At 49.2% G+C, this 11,775-nt stretch carries 10 protein-coding genes; 7 read left to right on the top strand and 3 right to left on the bottom strand.

Annotation, left to right across the window (positions count from 1 at the left end; all coding sequences use genetic code 11):
• Positions 1-11: 11 nt before the first annotated feature.
• Entirely contained in the window at positions 12-401 is a 390-nt protein-coding gene (locus M977_RS16390; protein WP_064516937.1) for a RidA family protein, read from the bottom strand.
• 56 nt (positions 402-457) lie between these two features.
• Complete coding sequence (locus M977_RS16385; protein ID WP_064516935.1) at positions 458-1,888, bottom strand: N-acyl-D-amino-acid deacylase family protein; 1,431 nt, start codon at positions 1,886-1,888, stop codon at positions 458-460.
• A 202-nt stretch (positions 1,889-2,090) separates the two neighbouring features.
• On the opposite strand from M977_RS16385, the gene M977_RS16380 reads away from it, so the two are divergent.
• Positions 2,091-3,311 (top strand): amino acid deaminase, encoded by a 1,221-nt coding sequence (locus tag M977_RS16380; protein ID WP_064516932.1) that lies wholly within the window; start codon positions 2,091-2,093, stop codon positions 3,309-3,311.
• A gap of 57 nt (positions 3,312-3,368) precedes the next feature.
• On the opposite strand, the gene M977_RS16375 is transcribed toward M977_RS16380, so the two are convergent.
• A complete protein-coding gene (locus M977_RS16375) occupies positions 3,369-4,454 on the bottom strand; it encodes a MurR/RpiR family transcriptional regulator (RefSeq protein ID WP_074392047.1) in 1,086 nt (361 codons plus the stop codon).
• Positions 4,455-4,726: 272 nt separating this feature from the next.
• Between M977_RS16375 and M977_RS16370 the strand changes: the two genes are divergently transcribed.
• The 6 genes from M977_RS16370 to M977_RS16345 all read left to right on the top strand — a co-directional run bounded on the left by M977_RS16370 (position 4,727) and on the right by M977_RS16345 (position 11,765).
• Entirely contained in the window at positions 4,727-5,032 is a 306-nt protein-coding gene (locus M977_RS16370; protein ID WP_064516930.1) for a PTS sugar transporter subunit IIB, read from the top strand.
• Between the two features lie 17 nt (positions 5,033-5,049).
• Complete coding sequence (locus M977_RS16365) at positions 5,050-6,351, top strand: 6-phospho-beta-glucosidase (protein ID WP_064516928.1); 1,302 nt, start codon at positions 5,050-5,052, stop codon at positions 6,349-6,351.
• 209 nt (positions 6,352-6,560) lie between these two features.
• The gene (gene celB, locus M977_RS16360) at positions 6,561-7,919 is read left to right on the top strand and encodes a PTS cellobiose transporter subunit IIC (protein WP_157092088.1); all 1,359 of its coding nucleotides are present in this window, start codon (positions 6,561-6,563) and stop codon (positions 7,917-7,919) included.
• A 215-nt stretch (positions 7,920-8,134) separates the two neighbouring features.
• Positions 8,135-8,413 carry a DUF1471 family periplasmic protein YahO gene (yahO, locus tag M977_RS16355; RefSeq protein WP_064516924.1) on the top strand — a complete coding sequence of 93 codons (279 nt, stop codon included), beginning with the start codon at positions 8,135-8,137 and terminating at the stop codon, positions 8,411-8,413.
• A 154-nt stretch (positions 8,414-8,567) separates the two neighbouring features.
• Positions 8,568-10,028 carry a TrkH family potassium uptake protein gene (locus tag M977_RS16350; RefSeq protein ID WP_064516922.1) on the top strand — a complete coding sequence of 487 codons (1,461 nt, stop codon included), beginning with the start codon at positions 8,568-8,570 and terminating at the stop codon, positions 10,026-10,028.
• 372 nt (positions 10,029-10,400) lie between these two features.
• Positions 10,401-11,765, top strand: coding sequence for an MFS transporter (locus tag M977_RS16345; RefSeq protein WP_064516917.1), 1,365 nt, complete (start codon positions 10,401-10,403; stop codon positions 11,763-11,765).
• Positions 11,766-11,775 lie beyond the last annotated feature (10 nt).

Below are 11,775 nucleotides of genomic sequence, written 5' to 3'. Positions count from 1 at the left end.
TAAGCAAACCCTTAACGGTCTGCCCGATAACAGGTCAAATCCACTTCGACTTTACAATCCACCACCAGGTCAGCCACACAACAGACACGAGCGGGCGGATGCTCGGCAAAGAACTCACCAAACACTTTGTTAAACGACTGGAAATAGCGCGCGTCGGTAAGATAAACCTTCACATGCACCACATCGGCCAGGGTGTAGCCCGCGCTTTCCATGATGTCCACGCAGTTCTGAATCGCCAGGCGCGACTGCTCAATAATGCCACCTTCAACGACTTCACCCTCTTTCATGGGCGTTTGCCCGGAAACATAAAGCCAACCACCCGCTTCTACCGCTTTTGCGAAGGGTAAATGCTGCCCGCCTGTTCCAGTGCTGCCACCGACTCCATAACGTTTAATGCTCATTGTTGTTCCTTATTTGTTTTCATTCTCTCGAAAGAGGGGCGAAATGAAGGTGCGTTTTAGCGACGTAAGAACCGCCCGGCACGCCCGATAACTTGTTGATCCCGACCATAACTCATCACACCGTTAACCATTACCGCTTCAATACCAGCAGCCGGTTGTTGCGGCTCGCTAAAGCTTGCCACATCGCGCACGGTTTCAGGATCAAACATAACTAAATCAGCATAATAGCCGCACTTAACCAGTCCACGCCCATCAAGCTGGAAACGAGCAGCCGACATTCCCGTCATCTTATGCACCGCAACGGTCAGCGGAAATAGCTTCTCATCACGGCTGTAGTGACCCAGTACACGCGGGAAGGCTCCCCACAAACGCGGATGCGGCATCGGATCGTTTGGCAAGCCGTCTGAGCCGACCATGGTGACCGGGTAGCTCAACACACGCCGCACGTCCTGTTCGTCCATGTTGTAGTAAATCGCCCCTGCCGGCATCAGCAATTTCCCTGCCTCAGTCAGCGTCATCGACCAGTTTTGCGCGATCTGTTTTAGCGACTGCCCGGCAATTTCAGGATGTGGCTCCGACCAGGTAATCACAATGTCGAATTCGTCGGTAATTTGTTTCAGGTCCAGCGTAGAAGAGCTCGCAGAATAGGGATAACAGTCGCAGGACACATCCTGCTGCTGGCGCACCTTGTCGAATAGTTTCAATGTTTCAACCGTCCGCCCCCAGTTCTTTGCTCCAGCGCACTTATGATGTGAAACAACAACAGGCACTTTGCCATGACGACCAATGCGAAAGGCCTCGTCGAGCGCCTCAAGAATCGGCTCAAATTCTGAGCGCAGATGGGTGGTGTAAATTCCTTTCCCCGCCGCCAACTCTTCCGCGAGCGCCATTACTTCTTCGGTTGTGGAATGGAACGCGCTGCCATAGGCAAGACCAGTACTTAACCCTAGACCGCCCTGCTGCAACGCCTCACAAAGCTGCGCGCGCATGGCGCTAATTTCTTCGCTTGTGGCGGCGCGGAACAAGTCATCCATATGATTGTTACGAAGTGCCGTGTGGCCAATTAATGTGCCAACGTTAACCGCGGGCTTAGCTTGCTCTACGGCTTGCGCGTAGGCGGCAACCGTTGGGTAGATGAAGTGTTCCACTTCACCGAGCAAATTCATCGGGTCCGGCACATTACCCTTCATAGTCGCCGTGGCGGCACTGATTCCGCAATTGCCGACGATCACTGTCGTAATACCCTGGCTAATTTTTGGCAGGTACTCCGGCATCCGGATAACGTTGATGTCATCGTGGGTATGAACATCAATAAAACCAGGAGCCAGCACTCGGCCGTTACCATCAATTTCTTCATGTGCCGAGCCGCTGATCATTGGCGCGATTTCCACAATGCGATCGCCCTGCACCGCAACATCAGCAAGATATTGCGCTCCGCCGCTTCCATCGATAACCGTGACATTCCTGAACAAGTAATCGAACTTCATGTCTTCCTTACCCCCGTTATGTTCTGGATTAAAGTTAACCATTTACAAGCGTAAAAAACAGTGGAAGACTACTCAAAACCCCAATGAATTTATGATACTTTTATTCAATCAATCACATTATTTTCAATAAAACATATATTTTTCATTAAATTACAAATGATACATTGTCTGAAAGAAATGAAAATCACAAAGGAATAATGTTATGAAATACCAGAACAGTAACCTCGTACCACACAAATCAGCCTTGATGTTTACCCCTGCGAATATCCTCAACGAAGACATTTGCTTACCCGCAGCCGTTATCAAAAAAGGCGCGCTGGAGAACAATATTCAGTGGATGCAGCGCTACGCAGACACACGCGGTGTCTCTCTGGCCCCTCACGGGAAAACCACCATGACACCGTGGATTTTTCAACAGCAGCAGCAAGCCGGAGCCTGGGCGGTAGGTGTCGGCAGCGCCTGGCAAGCAAGCATGGCGATGGTTAGCGGTATCAAACGAGTGTTGATGGTTAACCAGTTGGTCGGCAAAGCAAATATGCAGCTGGTTTCACAGCTAAAAACACAGTATCCGGATGTCGATTACCTGTGTTGCGTTGACAGTCTCGCCAACGCAAAAACGCTTTCTGCTTTCTTTAGCGCGAATAACCAACGGCTTGATATTTTGATTGAATTGGGCGTGCCTGGCGGGCGCTGTGGGTGTCGTACTACTGAACAGGCGCAAGCCCTGGCCGAAGAAATTTCTACACTCTCAGGTCTGCGCTTACGTGGTCTGGAACTGTATGAAGGCGTCCTGCACGGTGAAAACCCGCAGCCGAAAGTGGAAACATTGCTGCGCGATGCCGCGGCACTCGCCTGCCAGCTAGAGCAATATGTTGACGGGGAATTTATCCTCACGGGTGCCGGTTCTGTTTGGTATGACGTGGTCTGTAATGTCTGGCTAGCCGCGCAAAAACCGGCAAACTGCCGCATTGTTATTCGCCCAGGTTGTTACATCACGCACGATGCCGGTATTTACCAGCAAGCGCAGGACGAGCTTATAGCTCGCGATAAAGTCGCCTGTGATCTTGGTGGAGATTTAGTCTCGGCTCTGGAGCTGGTTGCGATGGTGCAATCCGTACCGGAAAGCGACCGCGCGATTGTGAATTTTGGCAAACGAGACAGCGCTTTTGACGCAGGTTTGCCGCAACCTGTTGCGCATTATCGAGCAGGGAAATCACGGGAATTGGCTACTAATACCATCGAAACCACCGGCATTATGGATCAACACGCCATGCTGAAACTCAAACCCGGTGCTGATGTGCAGGTGGGGGATATTCTGCTCTTCAGCACTTCCCATCCGTGCCTGACATTCGACAAATGGAAAGCACTGTTACTGGTTGATGAGCAGTACAACGTTCTCGAAACGTTGGAAACAGCTTTCTGATCAAATAGTTTGCCGGTCGGGTTAGCATTCGCGACACCCGACATTTACACCATCGGCTCAGCTATCAATCCCTTCACAAAGCAAATCAATAATTAACAACGAACCGTAGCGCACTTCTGTTAGCGGCAACAGAATATCGTCGCTGTGAATAAACGAGCCGCTATCCCGGCCAATGAAAATGATTTCAGCACCCAGCCGACGCGCCTGATGGGCCGCCGCAATCAGTGCATTTTCCGGTGCAGAGCCTGCGAAAATCACCAGCACTTGTCCGGCACCAAGCATCGATGCAGTAATACTCATCAGCGCTGGGTCCTGACAAATATTGGCCGGATAACCCTGAGTCAGCAGGCGATATTGCAACAGGCTCGCAAAAGGCGTATCTGCCGCACTGGCGCTGAAAATATGCACCGCTTTCGCCTGTTTCAAACGAACAACTGCCTGATTGATGACTGCGGGTTGCAGTTCGCAAAACTGTGAATTTAGGGCATTTTGCAGCCTGTTCAGTTTTTCACGCCACGGCAAAGCTATATCGCCACCAGCTACCGGTGTGCTTGCTTGCGCCAGTTTCATGCGCAAATCACGGATATCGTCACACCCTGACGCTCGGGCAAATCGGGTAATAGTTGCCGGGCTAACCCCCGCAGCGGTCGCAAGCTGGTCGATGGTGGCCGATGCGGCAAAAGAGACATCATCAAGAATGGTCTGCGCCACGCGAGATTCTTGCTGGCTGAAGTCATTCAGACGGTTGCGGATCTGGCCGAGAATATCGCCGTTATTTTCACGCCCTATGGAGTGCGAAAATCTGTCGAGTATTTCGCTACCAATACCAGCGTTAAGGGCCAGCGCTTTCAGTGCCCCCGGATCTACCCATGCAGCATCGCCCAGCATAGGAGCTGCGGGGACTTGCAGATTGTTCTCCTGCTGCTGATGGCGCACCTGGCCGATAAAATCATTGATATCGTCACAGCCAATGCTGCGTGCAAAGTGTTGCAACGTGGCAGAGCTCACCCCTGCCTTTGCCGCTAACTCTTCCATCGTTGCTTCGGGTATTTGCGCGAAGTTATCGAGGAAAAAGCGTGCCAGACGAGATTCTTGCGCTGGCAGGCCAGATAACCCGTGTACCAGTTGGTAAACAATATCCATAAAAGGAGGCGTCCTAATGTCGGCATTAACTGCTCGTTAAAAACATCATAAATGTTTGAAATTATTTTTCAATCCATCTCATTCACGTACACATTATTCTATACAACGCTCGACCTAAATTTCCATTTTTCTATAGAGATCACATATTCATCCGGCCTCAGTGCCATCTGGAAATAATCCAACAGTGATCACACTCATGAAAATAATTTTCATACATGCTAATTAAAACAGCTAATGTATGAAATATGTTTTCAAATGAGGGGAAAGTTGTAATGAAAAAAATCATGTTGTGCTGTGCTGCGGGGATGTCCACCAGCATGCTGGTACAAAAAATGCGAACCGAAGCGACAAAGCGTTCTCTGGAAATCGAAATTGATGCCATCCCGGTATCCGAAATTGAAGGCCAATTGCGCCATGCCGACGTGGTATTGCTTGGCCCACAAGTACAGTACGAATTACAGCGCCTGACTGAGCTTTCCACACCGCTGGGGAAACCTGTCGCGGTGATAGATATGATGGATTACGGCACCATGCGCGGCGATCGCGTGCTGGATAAAGCCCTCGCCCTAATGGCCTGAGACAGGCGGAGAACAAGATGAAAATTACCGTTATTGGCGGGGGAAGCAGTTATACCCCGGAGTTGATTGAAGGATTGATTGAACGCCATGCTTCACTGCCAATGGCGGAACTGGCATTGGTAGATGTAGAAGCGGGTCGCGAGAAAGTCGATATTATTGCCGCCCTCGCCCGTCGCATGCTCGACAGAAATGGGCTGGAGTCCGTCAAGGTATCCATACATTTTGACGCTGACGAAGCCATCAAAGGTTCCAGTTTTGTCTTAACGCAGCTGCGCGTGGGACAGCTTCCCGCCCGCGCCGCCGATGAACGACTGGGTTTAAGCCACAAGCTTCTCGGCCAGGAAACGACGGGGGTTGGCGGTTTTGCGAAAGCGTTGCGCACCATTCCCGTGATGCTCGATATTGCCCACCGCGTGGAGCGTCTCGCCCCGGATGCGTGGATTATCAACTTCACCAATCCGGCCGGCATTGTGACCGAAGCGGTTTCGCGCTACAGCAAGGCCAAGATTATCGGCCTGTGTAATGTGCCGGTGACGATGCACCATATGATTGCCGACATGCTGAAACTGCCTCACGACAAAGTTTCGCTACGTTTTGCAGGCCTGAATCATATGGTTTGGGTGCATAAAGTGTTGGCAAACGGACGCGATGCCACTCATGAAGTGATCGAAATGTTGTGCGATGGGGAGCACCTTTCCATGAACAACATTAAAGCGATTCCGTGGCCTGCGGATTTGCTGCGCGCACTAGGCGCCATTCCCTGCCCTTACCACCGTTACTTCTGGCAAACGCGTACCATGCTGGAAGATGAACTCTCTGATGCCGCTACTAAAGGCACTCGTGCCGAGCTCGTCATGAAGGTAGAAGAGTCATTATTTAAACTCTATGCCGATCCTAACCTCGATAAAAAACCGGAAGAACTTAGCCAGCGCGGTGGCTCGTTCTACTCCGAGGTCGCGGTGCAATTGATTAACGCCTTACATAATAATCTCGGTATTGAAATGGTGGTGAATACCGCTAACAACGGTGCAATTCAGGGATTACCAGACGACGCAGTGATTGAAACCAACTGCCTGATTGACGCCCTTGGCGCACATCCGCTGGCCTTTGGGAAATTACCGCTGCTGATGAACGGCCTGACTCAGCAAGTTAAAGATTTTGAACGTTTGACCATCGAAGCAGCGGTACACGGCGATAAGAAAAAAGCGTTACTGGCGCTGGTCGCAAACCCGCTGGTTGCTGATGTCAATCTGGCGTCTGCGCTGGTCGATGAAGTGTTAAGTATCAACAAAGCGTGGTTGCCGCAGTTTAACGTTTAAACCAGTGTTGTCGGATGTCGCTACGCTAATCCGACCTACGACTAAATAAAATTATAATTCTACCCAAAATAATTCGAGTTGCAGGAAGGCGGCCAGCCCGTAAGTCCCCAGGAGCATAGCTAATAACTATGTGACTGGGCGCGCGGGTGCCGCCAACGTACCTGCGGCTTGAAGTATGAAGGGTATCCGGGCAGGGGGTGTCTATGTCTATGAACAAATCTATTATCGAAAAATATGTACTGCCAACCGCACTAAAAATTGCCGGGCAAAAGCATGTGCTATCGGTGCGTGACGGTATCATTCTGAACATGCCATTTATGTTGATTGGTTCGTTCTTCCTTATTTTTGCTTATCTGCCGATACCGGGTTATTCACAAATGATGAGCGACTTTTTCGGCCCAACCTGGCAGGAAAAAGTGCTCTATCCGGTTAAAGCGACCTACGACATCATGGCGATTATCTCCGCCTTTGGTATCGCTTATCGCCTGGCGGAAAAGTACCGCACAATTGATCCGTTGACTGCCGGTGCCGTGTCTCTGGTTGCATTTATCATGACCATTCCGCAGCACATCATGTTTACACCCGCTACGGGCGGTGCGGCACAGTTAGTGAAGGGCGTGATGCCGATGGGGCAAATTGGTAGCCAGGGGTTGTTCGTCGCCATTCTTATCGCCCTGCTTTCAACCGAAATTTACCGCTTTATCAATAACCGCAATCTGGTTATCCGTATGCCGGAAGGCGTGCCGCCAGCGGTAGCTAAATCCTTCCTGGCGTTGATCCCTGGCTTCTGCGTTTTAGCGGTAGTGTTGGCGCTGCGTCTGTTAGTTGAGGCAACACCATTTGGCGACATCAATACGATGATTACCGAACTGGTTGGTATCCCGATGAGTCATGTTGGCGGTTCACTGCCGGGTATGATTATCTCGGTATTGCTGATTGGTATTTTGTGGATGCTGGGCCTGCATGGCGACACTATCGTACTGGTGTTTATCCGCCCGGTGTGGTTGAGCAACATGTCGGAGAACCTTGAAGCATTCCAGAACGGTTTGCCTATTCCTCATATCATCACCCAACAATTTTATGACTTGTGGATTGCCCCTGGCGGCACCGGTGCCCTGCTCGGACTGGTGATATTTATGCTTATCCGCAGTCGCAGTGCGCAGATGAAACAATTGGGTAAAATCGCCGCCCCCGGTAGCCTGTTTAATATCAGCGAACCGATGGTATTTGGCATTCCGATTGTGATGAACCCGTATCTGGTCGTGCCGTTTATTCTTACCCCTGTTGTATTAGTGATTGTTTCTTATATTGCAATGACCACCGGGCTTGTCGCCAAACCTGCGGGTATTGCCTTGCCGTTCACTACACCGATCGTGGTCAGCGGATACCTGGCAACCGGCGGGCATATTTCTGGTTCCGTGCTGCAAATCGTCAACCTCGGGATTTCGCTGGTGATGTATTACCCGTTCTTCCGCATCTGGGATAACCTGAAATATCGCGAAGAACAGGCCAATAAATCGCAAAAAGAAGCTTCAGTAGCACCGGTAACAGAGCAAGTAACCTCGTAAACCCGGCGAAGGGTGGATGGTGCCCATCCACTCTGCATCTGCTTTTCTCAGATAAGGTTAGCAATAATCATGCTTTTCAATACTGAACAATCTCTTATGCATCTATTTTTGAACAAAATTTTTCTTTACCAAAGCTGGCGAGAAATACAGTTCTGAACCATAGTCTAAAGGTAGGGAAAACAATTTATCTACCATAAGCAAAGATGAGGTTCGTCATGAAGATAGCTAAGGGTGTATTGGTAGCATTAACTTTGGGTGCAGTTTCATTCAGCGCATTGTCAGCAGAACTGTTGACGAAAGAAGCCTATAACGACCATAAAGATCAGTATGTAAAAGTAGGCACCATCACCACCAGTGGTGAATTGTCACCATCTGATGCCAAAGCCGAACTCTCCAAGAAAGCCGATGAGTTGGGTGGCAAGTTTTATGTTGTAACCTCTGCAGATACCGAGAATAAAATTCACGGCACCGCAGAAGTTTATAACAAGAAGTAATCTGTCTTCTAAATGGGCAACCCCTGTGTTGCCCATTTAACAATGCTTCCCTTCACAATAAAGCCAGATAACCTTTCCTACCCAAAATACCCTATACTTTGCCATCCCTACCTGATTGATATACCTGAATAACACAGGTATCTGGGTTTCTCTGATGTATATATCAACCCGTTTTAGAATTGTGATTCATCTGTGCGCTTTTTTGGTTGTGCTCTACAGCCTGACGATGATCCCGCCAATGTTGCTGGCTTTAATTGAAAAAGAACGCAGCCTGTTTGGCTTTCTTTATACCTTTATCATCACTTTTACACTTGGAAGCCTGGCTTGGGTGATGACTGGTCGGTCTAATATTCAACTCGAAACCCGCGATGGATTTATTATCATCGTTTTGTTTTGGCTGCTTTTTTCAGTAATCAGCGCCATGCCGCTGTGGCTGGATGACAGCTATAACGTATCTTTAGCTGACGCCATGTTTGAGGGGGTTTCGGGTATAACAACTACCGGAGCCACTGTTTTTAACGATGTCTCCCTATTACCCAAATCAATCCTCTATTACCGCGCCCAGCTCAACTTTATCGGCGGCCTCGGTGTCATTGTGCTTGCTGTAGCAGTATTACCGCTTCTGGGTATTGGGGGAATGAAGCTTTATCAATCCGAAATGCCCGGGCCATTTAAAGAAGAGCGCCTCACGCCACGTCTTGCAGACACAGCTAAAAGTTTGTGGCTGACTTATTTGCTGCTAGGTGCTGCCTGCACGATTGCGTACAAACTCGCCGGCATGCCGTTCTTTGATGCGCTTTGTCATGGCCTTTCTACCGTCTCATTAGGTGGCTTTTCTACACGCACCGAAAGTATCGGCTTTTACAACAGCTATGCTATTGAGCTTGTCGCCGGGGCTTTTTCATTGCTCTCAGCCATCAACTTCACCCTCTATTTTGTCGCCCTGGCACGTCGCAGCATTAAGCCGTTTCTCAAGAGTGCGGAGTTGAGATTCTTCCTGATGGTCGCAAGCATTGTGATTTTAATCATCACACTGGAAGTCTGGCGCGCAGGTATGTACGCCCTACCCGCCTCGTTCGTTCATGCCTTTTTCCTGACCAGTTCCATGATTACCGATAACGGCCTATCAACCAGTGATTACGCATCCTGGCCGGTACACACCATTGTTCTGCTGCTGTCCGCCAGTTTCTTTGGCGGATGCGTCGGGTCAACCTGCGGTGGGATTAAAGCGCTGCGCTTCCTGGTGTTATTTAAGCAAAGCCGCCATGAAGTACATCAACTGGCACATCCACGCGCCATCATGAGTATTCGGATTGGTAACTCGCCCGTTAACGACAGAGTTTTGCGTTCTGTGTGGAGTTTTTTCTTCCTCTACGTCGTGTGCACCTGCTTTTTTATCTGGATGCTGAACTTGCAGGGATATGACCTGCTCACATCTTTTGCCACCGTCGCCGCCTGTATCAACAACATGGGGCTGGGGTTTGGCGAAACTGCCGCAGGATTTGGCACGTTGAGCGATAGTGCAAAATACTTAATGTGTGCGGCGATGTTGTTGGGTCGACTGGAGATCTATCCGGTGTTGATTTTGTTTTCGAGGACTTTCTGGAGGAGCTAATGTTGTTGGCAACCTGTGCTCTTCAAAGTGAATAAGCAAGGATTGCTATTTTTCGTTTACCCTAAAACTTTCTGCTCCCACACAGTTCAGTAAACGGTGGACGTATCGAGGGGTTACCCCCTGGCACGTTCACCGTTCATTGATATATGCGGGATCGAATCACGTCCAGGTGAACGGAAAGTAGCAAGAATGGTAATTCAAGAAATCACCTCCCCACCATAGGTATGGCACTCCCCCGTGACTCATCTCACACTTCCCCGCCAAACTCCGGAAACAACAAAAAACAGCAATTCACCAAAAAAATAACGGAAAGTGATAAAAAAACTGCCAACGTATACTGGCTCTACACCAGCCAAACAGATGGTAAAAATAATGACAACTGTACCTACAAAGCTTTCTGACAGTTACGTGAAAATCGGCACCCGCGAAAAAATCTGCTACGGATTTGGCGACTTTGCTTCTAACTTATCCTTCGGATTTGTTTCTCTGTTTCTGCTTTATTTTTACACCAACATTTATGGTATTTCAGCGGCTCAGGCCAGTTTGATTTTTGTTATCGCCCGAGTGACCGATGCGGCTTTTAATATCTTCGTTGGTTATGCCGTGGATAAAACCCGTAGCCGTTACGGGAAATTAAGGCCGTGGTTATTATACGGCTCAATTCCACTTGGCCTGCTGACGGTATTATGTTTCCTGACCGTTGAGGGCGACTTTAAATTCTTGTACGCCCTGCTTTCATACACCCTTTATTGCCTGGCCTACACAGCCGTTAATACGCCGTACTCCGCGCTGACTAACCGGATGACTCAGCATGAAGGTTCACGAGCATCCTTATCGGTCTACCGTTTTGTGTTGGCGATTTTCGGTTATCTGTTGGTTTCCACCACTGCGGATGCCTTAATTTCGCGCTTCACTGATAACCACATGGGCTATGTGTTTGTGGTTTCATGCTTTGCATTGCTGGCCACCTTCTTCTTTCTGGCCTGCTTTGCCACAACTAAAGAGCGTGTAACCGAGGACGACGGCCAGGCAGCGCCAACGCTCAAAGAGATGCTGGCGGCGGTTTCAAGCAACACACCATTAATTCATTTATCGGCGTATACGGTATTTGTTTATATCGGTTATACGGTCTGGATGGCGATCGCGATATATTTCATTAAATATATTATCCGCGATGAAAACTTCACTGCGCAATTCTTTGCCATTCAGTCTGCGGCTTATATCGTTGGCACGGTAGTGACTGAAAAACTGATTTCCCGGATGGGGAAAAAGAACACTTCTTTGCTTGCGATGTTGATTGGCATTGTTGGCTTGCTGATCCAGTTCTTTATTGCTGGCGACAATATCTGGCTGATTATGGGCGGGGTTTGTCTGTATAGCATTACGCTAGGCATGGGCTTTGTCACCATGTGGTCAATGATTGCCGACACCGTTGAATATGCTGAATGGAAACATGGTGTTCGTACCGAAGGCGCGATTTACGGCTTCTTCAACTTTATTACCAAAATAGCCATGGCGATTGGTGGTGGCTGTGCCGGTTGGGTACTGGATTATTTTGATTACAACGCCGCGAGCATTAGCCCGAATGCGCTAAAAGGCATCAATATTATGATGACGCTATTCCCCGCAACCATGTTCGCGCTGGCCGCCGTATTCATCATCTTCTATTCGCTCGATGAAAAAACCTATCGCGATATCGTCGTTAAAATTACCCAACGCAAAGAACACGCCCTTTAATCCCGAGGAT

It is taken from the genome of Buttiauxella gaviniae ATCC 51604 (assembly GCF_001654835.1).
GTDB classification, from domain to species: Bacteria; Pseudomonadota; Gammaproteobacteria; order Enterobacterales; family Enterobacteriaceae; genus Buttiauxella; species Buttiauxella gaviniae.
This window is presented reverse-complemented; position numbering and strand designations above follow the sequence as displayed.

Excerpts from the sequence above, each read along its gene's own strand:
- celB (WP_157092088.1), top strand. The coding sequence starts at position 6,561 with ATGAACAAATCTATTATCGAAAAATATGTACTGCCAACCGCACTAAAA.
- M977_RS16390 (WP_064516937.1), bottom strand. The coding sequence starts at position 401 with ATGAGCATTAAACGTTATGGAGTCGGTGGCAGCACTGGAACAGGCGGG.
- yahO (WP_064516924.1), top strand. The coding sequence starts at position 8,135 with ATGAAGATAGCTAAGGGTGTATTGGTAGCATTAACTTTGGGTGCAGTT.
- M977_RS16375 (WP_074392047.1), bottom strand. The coding sequence starts at position 4,454 with ATGGATATTGTTTACCAACTGGTACACGGGTTATCTGGCCTGCCAGCG.
- M977_RS16380 (WP_064516932.1), top strand. The coding sequence starts at position 2,091 with ATGAAATACCAGAACAGTAACCTCGTACCACACAAATCAGCCTTGATG.
- M977_RS16370 (WP_064516930.1), top strand. The coding sequence starts at position 4,727 with ATGAAAAAAATCATGTTGTGCTGTGCTGCGGGGATGTCCACCAGCATG.
- M977_RS16345 (WP_064516917.1), top strand. The coding sequence starts at position 10,401 with ATGACAACTGTACCTACAAAGCTTTCTGACAGTTACGTGAAAATCGGC.
- M977_RS16365 (WP_064516928.1), top strand. The coding sequence starts at position 5,050 with ATGAAAATTACCGTTATTGGCGGGGGAAGCAGTTATACCCCGGAGTTG.
- M977_RS16385 (WP_064516935.1), bottom strand. The coding sequence starts at position 1,888 with ATGAAGTTCGATTACTTGTTCAGGAATGTCACGGTTATCGATGGAAGC.
- M977_RS16350 (WP_064516922.1), top strand. The coding sequence starts at position 8,568 with ATGTATATATCAACCCGTTTTAGAATTGTGATTCATCTGTGCGCTTTT.